Here is a 21,211-nt window from a genome sequence, read left to right as displayed (position 1 = left end):
GTTATCTGCGCATGATCGTCGGCTCGCGCCGCCGGAGCAGGGCGAGCACCGCCAGCCCGTACGCCACCGAGAGGGCGAGCATGGCGCCCAGGTCGGTCAGCCAGCCGGTGCGCACGTGCCGGAACATCGGGTCCTCGGTGATCGGGCCGGGCACGACGAGCCGGCCCAGGTCCACGGTGCGGGCCATGGCGGCCAGGCCCCACCGGGACGGGACCAGCCAGGCGAACTGCTCCAGCCCGGGCACGCCGTGCAGCTTGAGCATCAGGCCGCTGAAGACGACCTGGACGATCGCCAGGAGGACCAGCAGCGGCATCGTGGTCTCCTCCTTGCCGACGAACGCCGAGACCACCAGGCCGAGCACCATCGACGTGAAGGCGAGCAGCGCGATCGCGATGATCAGCTCGGGCAACTGGGGCAGCAGCACCCCGCTGGTCACCGGCGGCGGGGCGTTCGGCCGCGGCTGGGCGGTGAGCGTGACCCCGGCCAGGCCGACCACGGTCAGCAGGGCGGACTGGACCGCCGTGATGAGGCCGAGCACCACCACCTTCGAGGCCAGGTAGGCCGATCTGGAGAGCCCGACCACGCGCTCGCGCCGGTAGATCGGGCGTTCCTTGACCACCTCGCGCACGGCGTTGGCCGAGCCGATGAGCACCCCGCCGAGGCAGAGCGTCAGCAGGCAGTTGATGGCGTTGTCGTCGCTGAGCCGCGAGCCGGCCATCACCCGGCACATCGCCCCGATGACGAACGGCAGCGCGATCATCACGGTGAGGAACAGCCGGTCGGCGGCGAGCACCGCGGCGTACCGGCGCACCAGGGTGCCCAGCTGGGAGAACCAGCTCTGCGGCTTCTCCCGGCCGATCACGGGGGCGGAGGCCACCGGCGGCAGCGCCGGGTGCGCGGCTTCGGCCGTCACGTACCGCCGGTACTGCGGTGAGGCACGGAACCGCTGCTGGCAGACCCCCTCGGCGTCGCTCTCGAAGCCCTCGAAGGCCTCCGGCCACTCCTGCTCGCCGAAGTACGCCAGCGCCTCGGTCGGCGGCCCGTAGTAGGCCGTCCGGCCGCCCGGGGCGAGCACCAGCAGGCGGTCGCAGACGTTGAGGCTGAGGACGCTGTGCGTCACCACGACCACCGTGCGGCCGTCGTCGGCCAGTTCGCGCAGCATCCGCATCACCGAGCGCTCCATGCCCGGGTCCAGGCCGGAGGTCGGCTCGTCGAGGAAGAGCAGCGAGGGCTTGGTGAGCAGTTCCAGCGCGATGCTGACCCGCTTGCGCTGGCCGCCGGAGAGGCTGGCGATCACCTGGTGCTCCCGCTCCTCCAGCCCCAGTTCACGGATCACCTCGGAGACCCGGGCCGCGCGCTCGGCCGCGGCGGTGTCGCCGGGGAAGCGCAGCTCGGCCGCGTAGGACAGCGCGCGGTGGACGGTCAGCTGGGTGTGCAGGATGTCGTCCTGGGGGACGAGGCCGATCCGGCGGCGCAGTTCGGCGTAGTCGTGGTAGAGGTCGCGGCCGTCGTACAGCACGGTTCCCTCGTCGGCGGGGCGCAGCCCGGTGAGCGCGTTGAGCAGGGTGGACTTGCCGGCGCCGCTGGGGCCGGCCACCGCGAGCAGGGTCCGCTCGGTGAGCGGGAAGCCGACGTCGTCCAGCAGCACCCGCCGGTCCGGGCCGACCCGGACGACCAGGTGCTGGACGTCCAGGGAGATCTCGCCGGAGTCGACGTACTCGACCAGCCGGCCGTCGACCAGGCAGAACTCGCAGTGGCCGATGCCGACGATGTCGGCCGGGCCGATCGGGGCGTGCCGCACCGGGTGGCCGTTGAGGTAGGTGCCGTTGTGGCTCTCCAGGTCGACGATCTCGTGGCGGCCGTCCGGCAGTTCGCGCAGTTCGGCGTGGTGCCGGGAGACCAGCAGGTCGTCCAGGACGAGGTCGTTGTCGGGCGCGCGGCCGATCCGTACGGTCCGGCCGGCCAGGTCCAGCACGGCGCTCGGGCTGCGGAAGACGCTGGAGCTCTCCGGGGCGAGCAGGGTCGGGTGCTCGGCGGCGGCCTGCTCGGCGGCGGGGTCGGGCAGCCCGGCGAAGGTCGCGGACGGGCCGGTGGTCGGATCGCCGAAGCGCAGCCGGGTGCCCGGGCCGACGGACTCGTGGTCGACCCGTCGGCCCTGGTCGTAGGTGCCGTTGGTGCTGCCGACGTCCTCCAGCAGCCAGTGGCCCGCGGTGGCGTGCAGCACCGCGTGGTGCCAGGAGACCCGGGGGTCGTCCAGCACGATCTCGCCGGTCGGGTCGCGGCCCAGGTGGTAGGCGTGGGTCGGGTCGATCAGCCGGGACTCGCGGTCGGTGACCAGCACGAGGGGTGGCGCGGTGAGCGCGCCGGGGCGCTCTCCCATGGTGCGAATTCTATCTCCGGCCGCCGCTGCCGTGCTGGGCGGACCGGCCTCCGGACGCCGAGGGGAGGGGCCTGTCGGACGCCCGTGGAACGGGCCTGCCGGACGCCCGGTGGACCGGCCTCCCGGGTGCTTCGCGGACGGGTTTCCCGGATGGTGACATTGGACTGGACCACTGCCTCGGCGCGCCACTATCGTTCGGCGTGCCCGCCCACGAGCGTAGGGATGCCATGACCATCTGGCCGCAGTTGCGCAGTTCGCGGATCGTTCGAGCCGGCCGCGCCGACGGCCGGGTGCTGCGGCTGGGGATCATGGACACCATGCTCGCCGACCTCTCCGTCTCGGTGGTGCTCTGCTTCGAAGGGGCGCTGGACGAGGACCGGCTGGCCGCCGGACTGGCCCTCGCGCTGGACCGGGCGCCGGTGTTCGGGGGCCGGCTGCGCACCGTGCGGCAGGCCGGGGCGGAGCGGCTGGAGGCGCACTGCGACGACTCCGGCGTCCCGCTGGAGGTCTACACCGTCGACGGCACCCTGGCCGAGGCGATCGGCCGGGTCACCGCGGCCGGTACCGACCTGGTGGACCCGGTGGACGCCCGGGCCGCGCGCACCGGCGGCGCCCCGCTGTTCACCGTACGGATCACCCGCACCGCCGACGGCGGGACGCTGCTCGGCTGCTCCTGGCACCATGCGGTCGGGGACCTCAGCAGCTTCGTGCTGCTGCTGCGGATCTGGTCGGCGGCGGTCGAGGGCGAACCGCTCCCGGAGGCCGAACTCGTCGACGACCAGGACGCGTTGCTGAATGCGGTGCTGCCCGCCGAGGACTGCGGGCGGCCGGGCTTCCGGGTGCCGTCGCCGGGGCAGGCCGAGCTGCTGGCGCGCGAGGTGGCGGTCGGGCCGCGGGCCAACCGGACCGTCCAGATCGCCTTCGGCGACGCCGAGATCGCCCGGATGCGCGAGGAGTTCGGCGCGGTGGCCGGGCGCCGCCTCTCGGCCGGGGACGTGCTCTGCGCCCATCTGGTCAGCACCCTGCGGGACCTGGACGGCGACCGGGCGGAGCGGATGCTGACCGTCCCGGTCAACGTCCGCCGCTGGCTGGGGCTTTCGCCCGACCTGCTGGGCAACCTGCTGAGCGAGGTGCACCTGCCGCAGCGGCCGGCGGACGGTCCGGCGGTGCTGGCCGCCGAACTGCGGACGGCGGTCGAGGAGTTCCCGACCGCCCACCTCAACCTGCGGGCCAACCTGGGGTTCCTGGCCGCCCTCGGGCCCGGCCGGCTGGCCGAGTGCGTGCCGCTGGGCTTCGACCCGCAGGCCCGCCGGTTCAGCTTCTCGAACTGGAGCGGCTTCGGGGTCTACCGGGTGAGCTTCCAGGGGCAGCGGCCGGTGTTCTTCAGCCCGGCCGCCAACTACCCGATCCCCTGGGTCTGCTGGACGGTGGAGGGGTACCGGGGGGAGGGCTTCCTGAGCACGGTGGTGCTGCCGGCCCGGCTCGCGGCCCGGGTCCGCGGGGCGGACGGCCGGGCGGCGCTGCACCGGTTCCGGACGGCCACCGACCCGCTGCCCGGGTCGGCCGCACTGCTGCCGAAGGCGGTCTGAGCGGCGCCGCCCGCCCGTCCGCCCCGTAGCCGGGCGAACGGGCGGGCGGGCGAACGGGCGGGCCGGTGCGTCAGACGAAGGAGCGCTCGATCGCGGTCCACAGCCGGACCCGGGCGTCCAGCGCGGTGCGGACGGTCTCGGCGCAGGAGTCCCACTTCGCCTGGTCGTCCCCGCACAGGTCGATCAGCATCTGCATCGCCATCGGGGTGTGCTGCTCGCCGTCCACCTCGATGTGCCGGGCCAGGTAGTCCTTGAAGACGGTGAGCACGCCGTCCGGGTCGTCGATGGCGATCACCTGGGTGAACATGTCCGGGATCAGGTCCTCCCGGCCGAAGGCGAAGGCGGCGGCCCGGCAGTGCACCGGCGCGTTCTCGATGATCGACCAGGTGGTGCCGGTGAAGTCGACCGCGGCCTGCGGCACTCCGGCGGCCTTGAGGGCCTCCGGCACGGGGGTGCCGGTGCCCAGCAGGGCGAGGAACTCCTCCACCGGGCGCGGGTCGGCGCCGGCCTGGCGCATGCCCTCGACGTACAGCTCGAAGTGGCTGGTGTAGCCCTCGCCCAGCTCGTCGCTCTCCTCGACCAGCACGATGTCGTTGATCAGCCGGCGGCTGGCGGTCGGCCCGTTCGGGACCCACGGGACGTCCACGCAGGTCAGGTCGCGCTGGAGGCTCTTGAGCAGGGACATGAAGTCCCAGACCGCGAAGACGTGGCTGCCCAGGAAGGAGCGGACGCGCTCGATGCTGTCGAGGCCGCGGTAGACGGTGTGGCCGACCACCTCGCGGCGCAGCGGGTCGATGGCCTGCTGGAGGCTGGTCAGGCCGGGGTGGGACCGGTCCCAGTGGTAGCGGTTGGTGGACATCGGTGCTCCTGTTCTCGGGGGCGAGCGGGGGCGAGCGGGGGCGGGAGGGGCGGTGGGTCAGGAGTGCTTCATGACGGCGTGCAGCGCCTGGCGCAGCTGCTCGCGGCCGGGCTGGACGGCCCGGTCGAGGGCGGGGGCGAAGGGCAGCACGGCGCCGTCCGGGCGGGTGATCCGGCGCGGTGGGGCGATCAGGCGCAGCTCCTCGGCGGCGGTGGCCAGCACCTCCGCGCCGAAGCCGCAGCTGCGGTTGGAGTCGTCCACGACGACCAGCCGGCCGGTGCGGTCCAGTGATTCGGCGAGCAGCGGCCAGTCGAAGGGGTGGACGCTGCGCGGGTCGAGGACCTCGACCGAGATCTCCGGCGCGAGCTCCTCGGCGACCGCCAGGGCGTCGTGCACCAGGTGCCCGAGGGCGACCACGGTGACGTCGGTGCCGGTGCGGTGGATCCGGCCCCGTCCGAGGGGGACGGGCACGAGGTCCCAGGTGACCGTCTCGCGCACCGGCAGGGCGGCGGCCGGGGCGAACACCACCACCGGGTCCGGGTCGCGGATCGCCGAGCGCAGCAGCCCGTAGGCGTCGGTCGGGGTGGCCGGGACCACGGTCTTCACCCCGGCGTGCGCGAACAGGCTGTAGGGGTGGTCGGAGTGCTGCCCGGCCCAGCCGTCCCGCGAGCCCGACCCGGGCACCAGGCAGGTCAGCGGGACGCCCGCCTGGCCGCCGGTCATCAGCGAGAACTTGTGGGCCTGGTTGACGATCTGCTCGAAGACCAGGAAGAGCAGCGAGGGGATCTGGAACTCCAGCACCGGCCGCCGCCCGGTCAGGGCGGCGCCCATCGCCATCGCGGTGAAGGCCTGCTCGGACAGCGGGGTGTCGACGATCCGCCCGGGGCCGAAGCGGTCCAGCAGGCCCAGGGTCGGGCCGGCCATCCCGGCGCCGATGTCCTCGCCGAACACGCAGACCGTCGGGTCCTCGGCGAGTTCGTCGGCCAGCGCCCGGTTCAGCGCCTTGGTGTACGAGAGCCTGGTCACGGCGTCACCCCCGCCCGGGGGCGCAGGCCGTCGGCGTACAGGTGGTCCAGCGCGCCGGCCGGATCCGGGTGCGCCGAGGCGAGCGCGAACTCCTCGGCGGCGGCCAGCTGTTCGGCCACCGCGTGGTCCAGCGCGGCGGCCTCCCCGGGGTCGAGCAGGGCGGCGGCCCGGGGCAGCGGGTCGCGCTCGCGCCAGGCAGTGACCTCCTCGGGGGTGCGGTAGCGCAGTTTCATCCGGCGTTCCATGGTGTGGTGGCCCTCGTAGCGGTAGGTGCGGCACTCCAGGAAGCCCGGGCCGCCGCCCGAGCGGGCCCACTCGACCGCGCGCACGGCGGCGGCGCGCACCGCCTCGGTGTCCATGCCGTCCACCTGCTCGGCGGGGATGCCGAAGGCGGCCGCCCGGCCGTTGGCGCTGCCGGCGACGGCGGTGGCGGCGGGCAGGGTCGTGGCGTAGCCGTTGTTCTCGCAGACGAAGACCACCGGCAGCCGCCACATCGCGGCCAGGTTGAGCGACTCCAGCAGCACGCCCTGGTTGAGCGCGCCGTCCCCGAAGAAGGCCACCGCGACCCCGCCGTCCCCGTCCGCTGAGCCCTCGCCGTGCTCCTGGTGCTTCAGGGCCCAGGCGGCGCCGACCGCGATCGGGGCCCCGGCGCCGACGATGCCGTTGGCGCCGAGGATGCCCAGCGAGAGGTCGGCGGCGTGCATCGAGCCGCCCCGGCCGCTGTTCAACCCGTCGACGCGGCCCGCGAGTTCGGCGAGCAGCCGGTGCGGGGCGGCGCCCCGGGCGAGCACGTGGCCGTGGCCGCGGTGGGTGCTGGTCAGCCGGTCGGCCGGGCCGAGCGCCGAGCAGACGCCGACCGCCACCGCCTCCTGGCCGATGTACGGGTGGATGCCGCCGGGGATCGCGCCGGCCTTCACCAGGCCGAGCGCCAGCTCCTCGAAGCCGCGGATCAGCCGCAGCATCCGGTAGCGCTCGGCGGGGGAGGCCAGCGGGGCGATCGCGGACCCGGGTGCGGAGGCGGCTACGGGCGGGGGTGCGGTCACAGCGTGCCCCGCCAGAGCGTCGGGCAGACGGCCGGGTCGGCGTAGTCCGGTCGGCCGTCGGCGGTGCGCCGCACCAGCACGTCGTGGTTGTACACCACCGGGCCGCCGTCCGGCCGTTCGTGCCGGCGGTACTCGTTGGCGCCGTCCTGGAGGTGCAGCGAGACGGCCCGGCGGGGGAAGGACGCCAGGTTGGGGCCGCTGCCGTGGTAGGTGCGGCAGTGGTGGAAGGACATGTGGCCGCGCGGGATCAGCATCGGGACCTTGTGCACCCGCTGCCCGTTGAACGCGGCGTTGGCCTCCAGGATGGCGTCCAGTTCGGAGTTGTCCCGGTCGGCGAAGTGCCGGGTGGAGTCCTCGCCGGAGGGCAGCTCCCGCCAGCGGTGACTGCCGTCCACCATGGTGATGGTGCCGTTCTCCTCGCGGCAGTCGTGGAACGGGATGAAGGCGGTGAGCATGGACTCGGAGGTCGAGGTCTGCCAGTAGTGCTTGTCGAAGTGCCACGGGACCCGGTTGCTGGGCTCGCCGGGCACCGGTGGCTTGTAGATCAGGGTGGACTGGAAGATCCGGATCTCCTCGGTGCCGGCCAGCAGCGCGGCCACCGCGCCGATCAGCGGCTTGCCCAGCAGCGCCCCGATCGCGTCGCTCTGGTGGTGCACGTAGTCGTTGTGCCGCTGGACCGGGCCGTGCGAGGGCTCCCAGGCCGCCAACCGGGGCGGACGGGCGGGGAGTTCGCGGTCGCGGTGGCCGGCGTAGTACTGCTCGGTGGCGGCCTGGAGGGCGTCCAGCTCCTCGTCGGTGAACAGCTTGCGGGAGAGGTACCAGCCGTGTTCGCGGTAGTGCGCCACCTCCTCGGGGGTGGGCAGCAGGGCGCGTTCGGCGTCGGTGAGGCGGAACTCGGTGGCGGTGGTCATCGGTGGTGCGTCCCTTCCTGGGGGCGATCAGCTGGCGGCGGCGGAGGTCTGTCGCTCGACCGCCTCGTACAGCGCCTTGATGTTCGCGGTGCCGAACGTGCCGGCTCCCTGGCGTTCGATCAGTTCCAGGAAGGAGGTGCGCCGGGGGTGGGTGGAGCGGGCGAAGATCTGGAACAGCTGTCCACCGTGGTCCTGGTCGACCAGGACGTGCAGGTCGCGCAGGGTCTCGACCGGGATGGCGGTGGCGCCGAGCCGCTCGGCGAGGGCGTCGAAGTAGGCGCCCGGGGTGGTCAGGAACTCCACCCCGCGGGCGCGGACGGTGCGGACGGCGGTGGCGATGTCCCGGGTGCTGAAGGCCAGGTGCTGCACGCCGGCCCCGCCGTGGGCGGCCAGGAACTCGTCGATCTGGCCGGGCCGACGGGCGGTGTCCGGCTCGATCAGGGTGAAGGTGACCAGGCCGGAGGCGCTCTGCACCACGGTGGAGTCCATGGCCTGCTCGCCGACCTCGATGTACTCCTCGAAGATCGCGTGGAAGCCGAGCGCGGCCTCGCAGAACCGTACGGCGGCGGCGAGTTCGCCGCCCGGCAGGCAGATCGCGACGTGGTCGAGGGCGTCCAGCAGGCCCGGTCCGGCGGCCTCGGCGGGCCCGGTCGTGTCGGTGGGCCCGGTCGCGTCGGCGGGCTCGGTCGGTTCCAGCAGGACGAACCGCAGGGCGGTGTCGCCGAAGCCGGCGATCAGGCCGGCCTCCCGGTCCAGCACCCGCGCGCCGTGCCGTTCGGCGCGCTCCAGCGCGGCCTGCGGGTCGGCGCAGCCGAGGGCGAGGGCGGCGATGCCGTCCCCGTGCCGGGCGACGTAGGCGGACACCGGGTGGCCCGGGTCGGCGGCGGAGGTCAGCCGCAGCCGGATCGAGCCCTGGCGCAGGTCGACGGTGCGGGTGCCGTCCGCCGCGACGGCCGGCGGTCCGGCGGTGAAGTCGTAATCGGCGCACAGCCCGGCTGCGGTCTTGTCGGCGTCCGCGCAGTGGAACTCGACGCGGGCGATGGTCTGGATGGACAACGGGATCTCCCCCCGGAGGGATGGTGGTTCGAGGATCGGCGCGCTGCCGGGCGGCGTTGCCCGGCAGCGGGGTGCGCCGATCGTGGTGGCCCGGGACGGCCCCGGGGCGGGTCCGCCCTGGCCGGCCGCCCGGATCGCGGCGGCCCGGGGCAGCCCTATCCGGTCGCCCGGATCGAGGTCGGGCCGAGGATCAGGCTCAGGTTGTGGCCGCCGAAGGCGAAGGCGTTGCTGAGGGCGGCGCGCACCGGCGCCGACCGGGCGGCGCCCCGGACGTGGTCCAGGTCGCAGGCCGGGTCGGGGTCGGTCAGGTTGAGGGTCGGCGGCAGCGTCCCCCGGGCCACGGCCAGGGCCGTCACCGCGGCCTCCAACGCCCCTGCGGCGCCCAGCAGATGGCCGGTGGCGCCCTTGGTGGAGCTGACCGCCGGCGGGTGTGCGCCGAAGACGGCGTGCAGGGCGGCGGTCTCGGCGACGTCGCCGAGCCTGGTGCCGGTGCCGTGGGCGTTCACGTAGTCGATGTCGCCGGGTGCCAGGCCCGCGTTGCCGAGCGCCATGCGCATCGCGTCGGCGGCGCCGGTGCCGTCCGGGCGGGGCATGGTCGGGTGGTGGGCGTCGGTGGAGGCGCCCCAGCCGAGCACGTCCGCGTACCCGGTGGCGCCCCGGGCGGCGGCGTGCCCGGCCCGTTCCAGGACCAGCACGGCGCTGCCCTCACCCAGTACGAAGCCGTTGCGGCGGGCGTCGAAGGGCCGGCTGGACTGCTCGGGATCGTCCCAACCCTGGGCCAGGGCACGGGCGTTGGTGAAGGCGGCGGCGATGGTCGGATGCAGTGAGGACTCGGTGCCGCCGCACACCACCACGTCGGCGTCGCCCGCGCGGATCAGCCGCAGCCCCTCGGCGATCGCCTGGGCGCCCGCCGCGCAGGCCGTCACCACCGCCGAACTGTAGCCGCGGATGCCGTGCTTGATGGCGATCCGGGCGGCCGCCATGTTGGAGAGCATGCCCGGCAGCAGGTACGGGCTGACGCCGGGGCGGCCGCGGTCCAGCCGGCGGTGCGACTGCTGCTCGAAGGTCTCCAGGCCGCCGCCCCCGGTGGCCAGCACCACGGCGGTGCGGTGCGGGTCGGCGTCCCGGCCGACCGTCAGCGCGGCGTCGGCGAGCGCGTCGTCGGCGGCGGCCAGCGCGAGCAGCACGAAGCGGTCCACGCAGCGGGTCTCGGTCGGCGGCAGCACCTCGCGGCCGTCCACCGCGGGGGCGATCCCGGCGGCGGGCAGCCAGCCGTGCGCGGGGTGGCCCTCGGGGACGGCGCGCAGGCCGGAGCGGCCGGCGGCCAGCGCCTCGAAGACCTCGGCGGGCTTGCGGCCGAGCGGTGAGACCAGGCCGATGCCGGTGACGACGGCGGCTTCGCGGGCGGTCACCGGGCGCTCACCGCCGCCAGGTGGCGCTGTCGCAGCAGCACCTTGCGGACCTTGCCGGTCGGGCCGAGCGGGATGTCGTCCCCGGTGACCACCAGGACCCGGCGGACGGTCCCGGCGGTGGCCGCGTCCAGGGCGTCGAGCACGGCCTTGTCGCGCTCGGCGTCCGCGCCGTCGCCGCGTTCGGCGTCCGCGGTGAGGAGCAGCAGCACGTCGGTGACCGCCCGCTCGCCGTCGCGGAACGCGACCACCGTGCAGTCCAGCACGTCGGGGCGGGCGGCCAGCACCCGCTCCTCCGACATCGCGGTGAACAGCCTTGTGCCGTCCCCGAGTTCGAGCGAGTCCACGGCCCGGTCGACGTGGTAGTAGTAACCGTCCGCGTCCCGGTACATCAGGTCGCCGGTGAGGAAGCGGCCGCGCAGCCGGGTGCGGAAGGTGGTGGCCGAGTCGTTCCAGTAGCCGAGCGCCAGGGTCGGTGAGGCGGTCGCGAGTTCGCCGACCTCGCCGTCGCCGAGCGGCTCGCCGTCCGGGCCGACCACCTCGCAGTCGACGAAGGCGTGCGGGCGGCCGACGCAGCGCCCGTAGCGCTCGGTGCCGGGCCCGTGGGTGATGAAGAAGTGGGAGTGGCCCATCTCGGTGGAGCCGAGGCCGTCGACGAACAGCGAACCGGGCAGCCGGGCGCGGCCGGCCCGGGTGACGGTCTCCCGGCTGCCGGTGGCGATCAGCCGGCGGATGTGCACCTCGTGGGCGCAGTCGCCGGTGTTCCACCAGAGCGCCACGGAGGCGAGGTCCCGGGCGGTGAGGTCGTGGTGGGCGAGGTCGGACCAGGTGGCGGCGAAGCCGATCACCCCGGTGGGGTGCCACTGCTCGATCGCGTCCAGCACCGCGGCGCCGGACTGGCCGGACAGGCAGGCGAGTTCGGTGTGCGAGCTGAGCGCCAGGTTGAGCGCGATCAGGGTCGCGGCGTGCGGGGCGGGCAGTGCGCTGAGCATCCGCTCCTGGCCCTGCGGGCGGGGCAGCCGCAGCCGGTGGCGGATCGCCGCGTACAGGCTCGCGTGCGAGTGGACGACGGCCTTGGGCATGCCGGTGGTGCCGGAGGAGTGGGTGATCGCCACCGGGTCCCCGGACCAGTGCCGGTAGGGCTCGGGGGCGGCCTCCGGGTCGCCCGCGCCGAGGCTGGAGATCTCGGGCAGCAGCGGCGCGCCCGGGTCGTGGCCGGCCAGGGCGGCCAGGTGCGCCGGGTCGGCGAGCACCCCGGCGGCGCCGATCCGGGCGATGTAGCGGGCGGCGCGCTCGGCGTCCAGGTTGGGGTTGAGCAGGGCGGGGACGGCGCCGAGCCGGGCCAGCGCCAGGAAGGCGAGCACGTGGTCGGCGGCGTCGCCGGCGTAGACCACGACCGGGTCGCGCCGGGTGATGCCGAGGCCGTGCAGGGCGGCGGCGCGGGCCCGGACGGCGCGGTCGAGCTCGCGCAGGGTGAGCGGCTGCCAGGCGGGGTGGTGGTCGACCGGGGTGTCGAAGGTCAGCAGCGGCTCGTCCAGGCCCTGTCCGAGGGCGATCCGGGCGGTCAGCACGTTGCCGGCGCCCACGTCGGGGTCGTCCGCGAGCTGGGTGCGGAGACTGCGGATGGTCACGGGGGTGGATCCCTCCCTCGGGGCCGGGGCGGCCCGGGCGGCTGATCGGGTGGCGGGCGTGCGGTCGGCGCGCGGACGGTGGCGGGCCTGCTGCGGGGTGACGGTGGGCGGGGTGCGCGCTGGTGTGCCGGGGTGCGGCTGCGTCAGGCGGCGGGCCTCGCTGATGGCTACGGGCCGGGGTTCCCGACGGGTTCAGTCGGCCGGGTGGTCCGGGTCGGCCGGGGCGGCGAGCAACTGGGCCACCGCGTGGTCGCCGTCGTCGGTCTGCTCGGCGGCGACGACCAGGACGCGGTCGGCGTCGCCGTCGGCGAGCAGCAGCGCGGCCAGCTCGTAGGCGTCCGCGGGGACCGTGCCGGGTACGGCCTCGGCCGGGCTGATCGCCACGACGGGGCCGGTCAGGCCCCAGCGGGCGGCGATGTGCCCGAGGACGGCGTTGGGGTTGGACTGGAAGAACAGCAGCGGGGCCGGGCGCCGGCCGGGGTCGGCGCTGCGGTCGATGGCCCGGGCGGTGGCGCGGTCGCCGCTCGCGCTGGCGAGCAGCAGGGCGGTCCGCCCGGCGGCGGGGGGCGGGCCGTGCCGGGCGTGCAGGCAGCGGTCGGCGGTGTCGGCGATCAGTGGGCCCAGGCCGTCGGCGGCGAAGCCGGGCAGCGGGGGTGGCGGGCCGGGGAGGTCCGGGCCGGGGCGGCGGGCCTCGGCGAGGACGTGCAGGGCGGTGGCGGCAGGGGTGCTCATGGTGTCGGCGTCGGGGTCAGGCGGCGGCCAGTAGCAGGGCGGTGTTGGCGCCGCCGAAGGCGGAGTTGAGGCTGAGGGCGTACTGCGGGCGGGCGGAGTGCGGGCCGTCCAGGACGAGGTCCAGCCCGACGGCCGGGTCGGGGCCGAGCCAGCCGGCGTTGACCGGGAGCAGTCCGGTGTCCAACGCGCCGATGGTGACGGCGAGTTCGAGCAGCGCGGAGGCCTCCAGGGCGTGTCCGTGCACGGACTTGCTGGAGCTGACCGGGAGTTGGCCGGCGTGCGGGCCGAACACCCGGCGCAGGGCGGTGGCTTCGGCCTGGTCGGCCAGGGTGGAGCCGGTGCCGTTGGCGTTGACGTAGCCGACCTCGGCGGGGGTGAGGTCGGCGCGGTGCAGCGCGGCCTCGATCGCCCGGGTCACCCCGGTGCCCGCCGGCTCCGGGCGGCAGACGTGGTGGGCGTCCCCGGCCCGGCCCCAGCCGGCCAGCCGGGCGAGCGCGGGGGCGCCGCGGCGGGCGGCGGCCGGAGCCGACTCGACCAGGACGGCGGCGGTCGCGTCACCGAGCAGGGTGCCGGTGCGGCCCGCGCTGAACGGGCGCAGCTCGCCGTCCCGGGCCAGCGCGCGGCCGGCGTCGAAGACGGCGAACACCCCCGGTTCGACCAGGTGGCCGGCCGCGACCAGGATCCGTTCGTGCCGCCCGGCCGCGACCAGGGCGGCGGCGTCGGCGACGGCGGTCGCGGCCGCCACGCACGCTCCGGTGTAGACCCGGGTGACACCCGGCGCGCCCCAGCCCGCGCGCACCCCGGCGGCCACCGCGTCGGCGGTGGCACGGGTGCGCTCGTCGCTGTGCAGCGCGAGCAGGACGGGCATCGCGGCGCCCTCCGCGGTGGTCAGCCCGGCCTGGCGGCAGGCCTGGCCGATCGCGTCGAGCACGGCCCGGGCGAGCGGGAAGGTGCTGGCCAGCGGTACGCCCGCGGGCAGCAGGGCGGCCCGGGTGGTACGGCGGTCGGTCACGTCGAAGCGGGTCACCGGGCCGAACGCGGTCTTGCCGTGGGCGGCGGCCTCGGTCAGTGCGGTGAGCCCGCGCCCGGCGGCGCTGAGCACGCCGACGCCGGTGACCACCGGCCGGGCGGCGGGCGGCAGCGGCGGGGGGCCGTGCGGGGGCGCGCCGGCGACGGAGCCGGTCACGGCCGCGCCTCCACGGGCTCGCCGGGCGCGCCCGTCCGCTCCGCCAGCACCGCCGCGCGCAGCAGTTCGGTGGCGTCGTCGACCGTCCGCACGGCGCCGAAGCGCTCGTCGTCCAGGTCCAGCTGGATGCCGTACCGCTGCTCGAACTCGGCGATCAGCCAGGTGAGTTCGAGCGATCCGAGATCCTCGGGCACGGTGTCGGCGGCGCGCTGCCCGAACGCCGCCAGCATCGCCAGGACCTCGGCCCGGCCCGGGAGGCCGTCGGCCGGGGAGTCCGTGGGGCGGGCCGGGTCGGTCATGCCGCGCTGCCGGCGGCGGCGGGGAGGGCGTCGATCCGCTTGACGACGTCGGCGGTGAACTCGTCCAGCGTCATCATCGCGGTGGTCTCCATCTCGTCCAGGTCGAACTTGATCCCGAACTCGTCCTCGACCTGCACCGAGAGCTCGGCCAGGGCGAGCGACTCGAGGTCCAGCCCGGCCGGGCCGAGGTCGGTGTCCCCGGTGACCTCGGAGACGTCGTACTGCATCTCGGTGAGGGCGGCCAGAACGAACGCGCGGATGCGGTCCTGCATGATGGTGCTCCTTGTCGGGTTGTCGAGCGGGTGGTGCGTCCGGTCAGCGCACGACGGCCGCGGCGGTGTCGCGCAGGGCGGCCGGGTCGCGCAGCAGCTTTCCGGTGGCGGTGCGGGGGAGGGCGGGCAGCACGACCAGCCGGCGCGGCCGCTTGTAGGCGGCCAGCCGACGGGCCAGCCCGTCCTGGACCAGGGCGGGTTCGGCCCCGGCCTCGACGGACAGGTAGGCCTGGACGGCCTCGCCGTCGAAGACCACCACGGCCTCGCGGACCTCGGGCAGCGCGCTGAGGGTCTGCTCGACCTCGGTGAGGTCGACCTTCAGCCCGCCGATCGAGACCTGGGAGTCGAGCCGGCCGTGCACGGTGACCAGGCCGGTCGCCGGGTCCAGCGCGGCGGCGTCGCGGGTGTGCAGCCAGCCGTCCGCCCAGCGGCTCGGGTCGTCCAGCCCCGGGTACGGGGAGGCGGCGGCGCCGAGCTGGAGCTCACCCGCCACCAGCCGCATCCGCATGCCGTGGACGGGGCGCTTGGCCGGGTGCAGGGTGCCGTCGAGGTCGGTGGCGATGACCCCGGTCTCGGTCATCCCGTACATGGTGCCGAGCGGGACGCCGTACCGGTCGCCGAACAGCGCGGGCAGGCCCGGGCGGACGAGTTCGCCCGCCACGACCATCCGGCGCAGCTGCGGCAGCGGTGGGGGAGCGACCGTCCCCGCCAGCAGTTCGGCGTGGAAGGGCACCCCGATGACGGTGGTCGGGCGCCGGTCCGCGGCGACCGCGGCGAGGATCCCGGCCGCCGTCATCCGCTCCGGCACGGTGAGCGCGGCGCGGGCGTGCAGGGCGTTGAGCAGTCCGCCGACCAGCCCGAGCACGTGCACCACCGAGGACAGCAGCACGACCCGCTCGCCCTCGCCCGGGAACTCCACCAGTCTGCGGTAGCAGTCGAGTTCGCGCAGCAGGTCGGAGGCGGTACGGGCGATGACCTTGGCCGGCCCGGTGGAGCCGGAGCTGAGCTGGATCAGCGCGTGTCCGGTGCCGGCCGGGCGGCCGTCCGGCAGTGCGGTGGCCACCGGCTCGACCTCGGAGAAGCCGCGCAGCGCCGCGGCGGGCCGGTGGGCGGAGCCTACCAGCACCTGCGGAGCCAGCCGGGCCACCGCCGCGTCCACCTCGTGGTCGGTCAACCGGTGGTCGAGCAGTGCGACTTGGGCGCCGAGCCGCCAGCAGGCCAGCAGCACGGCGACGAACGCCACCGACGGCGGCAGGCGCAGCGCGGCGGTCCCGCCCGGGCCGAGCCCGGCGGCGGCCAGCCGGACGGACTGCTCCTCGACCAGGGCGCGCAGGGCGTCCCGGTCGAGCGGGGCGCCGAAGTGCAGGCACTCCTCGCCGCCCGGACCGGCCAGCAGCGACCGCTCGACCCACAACTCCGGGGCGTCGGCGTGCGGCGGTGCGGAAAGCGGGAGGGGAAAAGAGGAAAAGCCGGTCAACGCGGCTCCACAACAAGTGAGGGGATTTGACATGGACGCAATAGGCGCCACACAGCCAATACGGTCAATTCCGTTGCCAGACCATGGCACAGACGTTTGGTCAAATCAAGGTCTATACCAATGTGGTCGTTGCTCCTACGCTGCCGAACCGGGACTGGCCCGCGCGTGGCCGTCCGGGAAAGAAGGATGCCCGTGGGAGCACTCACGCTGGCCGGGATCGAACGTGCGGCGCGCGACCGACTCCCCCCGGAAATCTGGGACTTCATCGAAGGGGGCAGCGGCACGGAACGCACGCTGGCGGCGAACCGGCAGGTGTTCGGGCACTATGCACTGCGCCCGCGCACCCTGGTCGACGTCTCGGACTGCGACCCGTCCCTTACCCTGCTCGGAACACCGCTCGAACTCCCGCTGGGAATCGCCCCGATGGCCTACCACCGGCTGGTCGACCCGGAGGGCGAGACCGCCACCGCGCGCGCCGCCGGACGGGCCGGAGCCCTGCTGGTCGTCGGGATGTTCGCCAGCCGCACCCTGGAGTCCATCGCCGCGGCCGCCACCGGCCCGCTCTGGCTCCAGCTCTACTGGCTGCGCCGGCGCGCCGCCCTGGAGGCCCTGGTGGAGCGCGCCGAGGAGGCCGGCTACCGGGCCCTGGTGCTCACCGTGGACGCGCCCAGGATCGGCCACCGCGCGCGCGACCTGCGCAACGGCTTCGCCATCCCGCCGACCGTCCGCGCGGTCAACCTGGATGACTCCCTGATGTCCGCCAGCCACCGCGCCGACCAGGGCAGTTCGGGCATCGCCGAGCACGCCCGGGAGCAGTTCGACCCCACCCTGAGCTGGTCCGACCTGGCCTGGCTGCGCGCCCGCACCCGGCTCCCGCTGGTCCTCAAGGGCGTCCTCACCGCCGAGGACGCCCGGCTGGCCGTCGAGCACGGCGCCGACGCCGTGCTGGTCTCCAACCACGGCGGCCGCCAACTGGACGGCGCGCTGCCCGCGCTGACCGCGCTGCCCGAGGTGGTCGACGCGGTGCCCGCCGACCTCCCGGTGCTCTTCGACGGCGGCGTGCGCAGCGGCACCGACCTCGCCGTCGCCCTCGCCCTCGGCGCCCGGACCGTCCTGATCGGCCGACCGGCGCTGTGGGGCCTCGCCGTCGACGGCGAGGCCGGGGTGCTCCGGGTGCTCCACCTGCTGCGCGCGGAACTCGACCACACCATGGCCCTGTTGGGCCGCCCCCGGCTCGCCGGCCTGGGCCGCGACGCGCTCGCCCGCTGGCCCTGCCCGGTCGGTTGAACCGAGCCGCTGAACCGACCCGCACCCGCGCCACGTTCCCCAAGGAGAACCGATGACCGAACCGAACGACCGCTTCCCCGGCTGGGACTGGGACGACCCGGAAGGACTGGACACCCACCTGGACGCCTTCAGCGCCGAGGTCGCGACCTGCACGAAGCTCGAAGCCCGCCCGGGCGCCCTGCCGCGCGACCACGCCGAACTGGCCGAACTCGGCATCACCGGAGTGGAGTTCGCCGCGTTCAGGACCGACCACCCGGAAGGCCTCGGCACCGACCTCGCCACCCTGCGCAGCCCGGACGCGGCCACCGAACCCGGCACCCTCTACCGGGTCGACGGCGACCGCTGGTTCACCCAGCTGGACATCGCCCGCCCGCTGCCCTTCGCCGACGCCAGCATCGACTGGGTCTACGCCGAGCACCTGATCGAGCACGTCACCATGCCCGTCGCGGTCGGCTGGCTGCGCGAGGCCCGCCGGATCCTGCGCCCCGGCGGCGTCCTGCGCCTCACCACCCCCGACCTCGCCCGCTACCTGGTCGGCTACGCCACCGGGGACGGCTTCCTCGCCAAGCACCGCCGCCGGCTCACCGTCCTCGGCTTCGGCCCGCCGATGCCCGCCCGCCCGGCCTTCCTGGTCAACCAGATCTTCCGGCACTACGGCCACCAGTGGATCTACGACCTGGACGAGCTGCGGCACGTCCTCACCCTGGCCGGGTTCGGCGCCGACCAGATCCGGCACTGCGCCTACCGCCAGGGCCTCCGTTCGGACGTCGCCGACCTCGACACGGCCTTCCGCACCGACGAGACCGTCTACGTTGAGGCCGACCGCTGAGCCCAGCCGTCGAGGCCGACCGCTGAGCCCGGCCGTCGAGCCCAGCCGCCCGGCCCACCCGCCGGAACCCCCGACCGCCCGCGCCGACTCCCTGCGCCGACCCCCTGCCGGGCCCCGCCGAACCGCCCGGCCGAGCCCCCCGAACGGACCACCACCCATGCCCCTGCACCCCCAGGCCGAGGCCGTGCGCGCCCACCGCGCCGGCAGCGGCGCACCGCCGCTCTACACCCTCACCCTCGCCGAGGCCCGCGCCGCCGACCTCGCGGAGATCCGTGCCGCGGCCGGCACCCCCGAACCGGTCGCCGCCGTCGAGGAGCACCGGATCCCCGGCCCGGCCGGGGAGCTCACCCTGCGGCTGTACCGGCCCGAGCCGCCCGGCCGCCGCCTGCCCGCCCTGCTCTACCTGTTCGGCGGCGGCTGGACGCTCGGCTCGATCGACACCAGCGACGCCCTCTGCCGTCGCCTGACCAACGCCGTCGGCTGCGTCACCGCCTCCGTCGGCTACCGGGCGGCCCCCGAACACCCCTTCCCCGCCGCGCTGCACGACTGCCGCGCGGCACTCGGGCAACTCGTCGCCCGGGCGGAGGAGTTCGGCATCGACCCGGAACGCCTCGCGGTCGGCGGCGACAGCGCCGGCGGCAACCTCGGCGCCGCCCTGACCCTGCTGCTGCGCGCCGAGGGCGGCCCCGCCCTGCGCCACCAGCTGCTGGTCTACCCCAATACCGACCACGGCGCCGACACCCCCTCGCTGCGCGAACACGACGACCCGCTGCTGTTCAACCGCCGCTCGGTGGAGTGGTACTGGGGCCACTACCTGGCCGACCCGGCCGACGGCGCCAGCCCGTACGCCTCCCCGCTGCGCGCCGCCGACCTGTCCGGCCTGCCGCCCGCGACCGTCCTCACCGCCGAGTACGACCCGCTGCGCGACGAGGGCGAGCAGTACGCCGAGGCGCTGCGCGCGGCCGGCGTGCCGGTCGAGCTGCGCCGCTACCCCGGCATGCCGCACGGCTTCTTCGCGATGACGGGCACCCTGGACGCCGCCGCCGAGGCCCAGGACCACGCCGCCCGCCGACTGCGCGAGGCCCTGCGGTGACCGGGCGCACCACCCTGCGCCTGGAGGAGCTGCACGGCTCGCTCGCCGACCCGCTGCTGGACGCGATGACCTTCCTCAACGAGGTCACCACCCGCTACCCCGACGCCGTCTCCTTCGCCCCCGGCCGCCCCTACGAGGGCTTCTTCGAGCCCGAGGACGTCCCCGCCTACCTGGAGGGCTACCTCGACCACCTGGCGGAGCGCGGCCTCGACCGGGACGCCGTCCGCACCGCGCTCTTCCAGTACGGCCCGACCAAGGGCATCATCGCCGACCTGGTCGCCCGCACCCTCGCCAACGACGAGGGCCTCACCGTCGACCCCGCGGCGGTGGTGCTCACCGTCGGCGCCCAGGAGGGCATGCTGCTCACCCTGCGCGCGCTGTGCCCGGGCTCGCAGGACGTCCTGCTGGTCAGCTCGCCCTGCTACGTCGGCGTCACCGGCGCCGCCCGGCTGCTCGACCTGACCACCGTGCCGGTCCCCGAGGGCCCCGACGGCGGTCCCGACCCGGCGGCCGTGGCCGCCGCCGCCCGCGCTGTCCGGGCCGAGGGCCGGCGCCCGCGCGCCCTGTACGTCGTCCCGGACTTCGCCAACCCCTCGGGCACCAGCATGCCGGTCGAGGCCCGCACCCGGCTGCTGGACGCCGCCGCCGAGGAGGGGCTGCTGGTCATCGAGGACAACCCGTACGGCTTCTTCGCCCGCACCCCGGGCCCGCGCCCCACCCTCAAGGCGCTGGACCGCCGCGGACTGGTCGTCTACCTGGGCTCCTTCGCCAAGACCTGCTTCCCCGGCGCCCGGGTCGGCTACCTGGTCGCCGATCAGGAGGTGGTCGGGCCGGGCGGCCGGCGCAGCCTGCTCGCCGACGAGCTGGCCAAGCTGAAGAGCATGACGACGGTCAACACCCCGGCCCTGAGCCAGGCCGTGATCGGCGGCATGCTGCTGGCCCACGACTGCAGCCTGCGCGCCGCCAACGCCCGCGCCACGGCCCACTACGCGGCCGGGATGGACACCCTGCTGCGGGAGCTGGACCGGCACTTCCCGGCCTCCGAGCGGCGCCGGCTGGGGGTGGACTGGAACCGCCCGGAAGGCGGCTTCTTCGCCGTCCTGACGGTGCCCTTCACGGCCGACGACGCGGCGATGGAGCGCTGCGCCCGCGGCTACGGGGTGCTGTGGACGCCGATGGCGCCGTTCTACCCGGCGGGCGGCGGCGAGCACCGGCTGCGGCTGTCCATCAGCTCGCTGACCCAGGCCCGGATCATCGACGGGGTGGCGAAGCTGGCGGAGTTCATCCGCTCCTGAGGGGCGGTCCCGGCAGCACGGCGAAGGGGCCCGCACACTGCGGGCCCCTTCGCCGTCGTCCTACGGGATCACCGCACCCGGGTGGAGAACAGCCGGGCCGACCAGTACACCGCCAGCACGGTCATCAGGACGACCACCAGCAGCCCCTGCCAGACCACGGCCGCCCCGGCGTGCCCGGAGAACAGCGCGCGCATGCCCTCCACCGCCCAGTAGAAGGGGTTCCACTTGGCGGCCTGCTGGAGCCACTCCGGGGCCAGGGTGAGCGGCAGCAGGACGCCGGAGAGCAGCGCGATCGGCTGGGCGATGGTGTTCACCACCGGCGACATCGCCGCGTCGGTGGGGACCATCAGCGCGATGCCGAAGGAGATCGCCGAGGTCATCAGCGCCAGCAGCCCGAGCAGCAGGTAGGCGAGCAGCAGGTTCAGCGGGTTGACCCGCAGGCCGAACGGCAGCGCGATCAGGGTGATCAGCACGGCCTGCACCAGCAGCGCCACCATCTCGCGCAGCGCGCGCCCGAGCAGCAGCGCCAGCCGGCTGACCGGGGTCACCCGGGAGCGCTCGATGATGCCGGCCCGGAGCTCGCCGAGCAGGCTGAAGCCGGTGAACAGGCCGCCGAAGATGCACAGCACCGCCAACAGGCCCGGCACGTACACCTGGTAGGCGTCGGCGTAGCTGCTCGCGCCCTGCGGGGCGAGCACCTTCTTCAGCAGCGGGGCGAACAGGAGCAGGTAGAACACCGGCTGGATGATGCCGACGGCGATCCAGATCGGGGTGCGGATCATGAGCAGCAGCTGGCGCTGGAAGACCAGCCAGGTGTCACGGGCGAGCTTCACGGTA

General features: G+C 75.1%; 19 protein-coding genes. 5 read left to right on the top strand and 14 right to left on the bottom strand.

The features are described 5' to 3' along the window. Window position 1 precedes the first annotated feature (1 nt). Window positions 2-2,380 carry an FHA domain-containing protein gene (locus AB0O91_RS13210; RefSeq protein WP_363431290.1) on the bottom strand — a complete coding sequence of 793 codons (2,379 nt, stop codon included), beginning with the start codon at window positions 2,378-2,380 and terminating at the stop codon, window positions 2-4. Between the two features lie 227 nt (window positions 2,381-2,607). Here AB0O91_RS13210 and AB0O91_RS13205 point away from each other — a divergent pair, with 227 nt between their 5' ends. Beyond that, window positions 2,608-3,969, top strand: coding sequence for an acyltransferase (locus tag AB0O91_RS13205; RefSeq protein ID WP_363431287.1), 1,362 nt, complete (start codon window positions 2,608-2,610; stop codon window positions 3,967-3,969). A 70-nt stretch (window positions 3,970-4,039) separates the two neighbouring features. Here AB0O91_RS13205 and AB0O91_RS13200 read toward each other — a convergent pair whose 3' ends face one another. The 12 genes from AB0O91_RS13200 to AB0O91_RS13145 form a co-directional block, all read right to left on the bottom strand. Next, window positions 4,040-4,828 carry a DUF3050 domain-containing protein gene (locus tag AB0O91_RS13200; protein ID WP_363431284.1) on the bottom strand — a complete coding sequence of 263 codons (789 nt, stop codon included), beginning with the start codon at window positions 4,826-4,828 and terminating at the stop codon, window positions 4,040-4,042. A gap of 57 nt (window positions 4,829-4,885) precedes the next feature. After that, window positions 4,886-5,854: a transketolase C-terminal domain-containing protein gene (locus AB0O91_RS13195; RefSeq protein ID WP_363431281.1), complete on the bottom strand. Its 969-nt coding sequence runs from the start codon at window positions 5,852-5,854 to the stop codon at window positions 4,886-4,888. Next, the gene (locus AB0O91_RS13190; RefSeq protein ID WP_363431278.1) at window positions 5,851-6,897 is read right to left on the bottom strand and encodes a thiamine pyrophosphate-dependent dehydrogenase E1 component subunit alpha; all 1,047 of its coding nucleotides are present in this window, start codon (window positions 6,895-6,897) and stop codon (window positions 5,851-5,853) included. Before AB0O91_RS13190 ends, AB0O91_RS13195 begins: the two co-directional genes overlap by 4 nt. Continuing rightward, a complete protein-coding gene (locus tag AB0O91_RS13185) occupies window positions 6,894-7,808 on the bottom strand; it encodes a phytanoyl-CoA dioxygenase family protein (RefSeq protein WP_363431276.1) in 915 nt (304 codons plus the stop codon). The genes AB0O91_RS13190 and AB0O91_RS13185 overlap by 4 nt, the downstream gene beginning before the upstream one ends. Window positions 7,809-7,835: 27 nt before the next feature. Then, window positions 7,836-8,864, bottom strand: coding sequence for a 4-hydroxyphenylpyruvate dioxygenase (gene hppD, locus AB0O91_RS13180; RefSeq protein ID WP_363431273.1), 1,029 nt, complete (start codon window positions 8,862-8,864; stop codon window positions 7,836-7,838). A 155-nt stretch (window positions 8,865-9,019) separates the two neighbouring features. Next, window positions 9,020-10,276: a beta-ketoacyl-[acyl-carrier-protein] synthase family protein gene (locus AB0O91_RS13175; protein WP_363431271.1), complete on the bottom strand. Its 1,257-nt coding sequence runs from the start codon at window positions 10,274-10,276 to the stop codon at window positions 9,020-9,022. Beyond that, window positions 10,273-11,904, bottom strand: coding sequence for a class I adenylate-forming enzyme family protein (locus AB0O91_RS13170; protein WP_363431268.1), 1,632 nt, complete (start codon window positions 11,902-11,904; stop codon window positions 10,273-10,275). Before AB0O91_RS13170 ends, AB0O91_RS13175 begins: the two co-directional genes overlap by 4 nt. Window positions 11,905-12,096: 192 nt before the next feature. Beyond that, window positions 12,097-12,636 carry a beta-ketoacyl synthase N-terminal-like domain-containing protein gene (locus AB0O91_RS13165; RefSeq protein ID WP_363431265.1) on the bottom strand — a complete coding sequence of 180 codons (540 nt, stop codon included), beginning with the start codon at window positions 12,634-12,636 and terminating at the stop codon, window positions 12,097-12,099. Window positions 12,637-12,652: 16 nt separating this feature from the next. Beyond that, the gene (locus AB0O91_RS13160; RefSeq protein WP_363431262.1) at window positions 12,653-13,822 is read right to left on the bottom strand and encodes a beta-ketoacyl synthase N-terminal-like domain-containing protein; all 1,170 of its coding nucleotides are present in this window, start codon (window positions 13,820-13,822) and stop codon (window positions 12,653-12,655) included. After that, window positions 13,819-14,121 carry an acyl carrier protein gene (locus AB0O91_RS13155; RefSeq protein ID WP_363431259.1) on the bottom strand — a complete coding sequence of 101 codons (303 nt, stop codon included), beginning with the start codon at window positions 14,119-14,121 and terminating at the stop codon, window positions 13,819-13,821. The genes AB0O91_RS13160 and AB0O91_RS13155 overlap by 4 nt, the downstream gene beginning before the upstream one ends. Next, complete coding sequence (locus tag AB0O91_RS13150; RefSeq protein WP_363431256.1) at window positions 14,118-14,393, bottom strand: phosphopantetheine-binding protein; 276 nt, start codon at window positions 14,391-14,393, stop codon at window positions 14,118-14,120. Before AB0O91_RS13150 ends, AB0O91_RS13155 begins: the two co-directional genes overlap by 4 nt. Window positions 14,394-14,436: 43 nt before the next feature. After that, complete coding sequence (locus AB0O91_RS13145; protein WP_363431254.1) at window positions 14,437-15,807, bottom strand: AMP-binding protein; 1,371 nt, start codon at window positions 15,805-15,807, stop codon at window positions 14,437-14,439. A gap of 255 nt (window positions 15,808-16,062) precedes the next feature. On the opposite strand from AB0O91_RS13145, the gene AB0O91_RS13140 reads away from it, so the two are divergent. The 4 genes from AB0O91_RS13140 (at window position 16,063) to AB0O91_RS13125 (ending at window position 20,374) form a co-directional block, all read left to right on the top strand. Then, window positions 16,063-17,157, top strand: a complete 1,095-nt coding sequence (locus tag AB0O91_RS13140) for an alpha-hydroxy acid oxidase (RefSeq protein WP_363431251.1) — start codon at window positions 16,063-16,065, stop codon at window positions 17,155-17,157. Window positions 17,158-17,209: 52 nt separating this feature from the next. After that, the gene (locus AB0O91_RS13135) at window positions 17,210-17,986 is read left to right on the top strand and encodes a methyltransferase domain-containing protein (RefSeq protein WP_363431248.1); all 777 of its coding nucleotides are present in this window, start codon (window positions 17,210-17,212) and stop codon (window positions 17,984-17,986) included. 157 nt (window positions 17,987-18,143) lie between these two features. Continuing rightward, entirely contained in the window at window positions 18,144-19,079 is a 936-nt protein-coding gene (locus tag AB0O91_RS13130; RefSeq protein WP_363431245.1) for an alpha/beta hydrolase, read from the top strand. Beyond that, window positions 19,076-20,374 (top strand): PLP-dependent aminotransferase family protein, encoded by a 1,299-nt coding sequence (locus AB0O91_RS13125; RefSeq protein ID WP_363431242.1) that lies wholly within the window; start codon window positions 19,076-19,078, stop codon window positions 20,372-20,374. Before AB0O91_RS13130 ends, AB0O91_RS13125 begins: the two co-directional genes overlap by 4 nt. Window positions 20,375-20,442: 68 nt before the next feature. On the opposite strand, the gene AB0O91_RS13120 is transcribed toward AB0O91_RS13125, so the two are convergent. Next, window positions 20,443-21,207 (bottom strand): ABC transporter permease, encoded by a 765-nt coding sequence (locus AB0O91_RS13120; protein ID WP_363431239.1) that lies wholly within the window; start codon window positions 21,205-21,207, stop codon window positions 20,443-20,445. Window positions 21,208-21,211 lie beyond the last annotated feature (4 nt).

It is taken from the genome of Kitasatospora sp. NPDC089797 (assembly GCF_040684795.1).
In the GTDB taxonomy this organism is placed as follows: domain Bacteria; phylum Actinomycetota; class Actinomycetes; order Streptomycetales; family Streptomycetaceae; genus Kitasatospora.
Note: the sequence above shows the minus strand (reverse complement) of the source record. Positions and strands in the feature narration are given on the sequence as shown.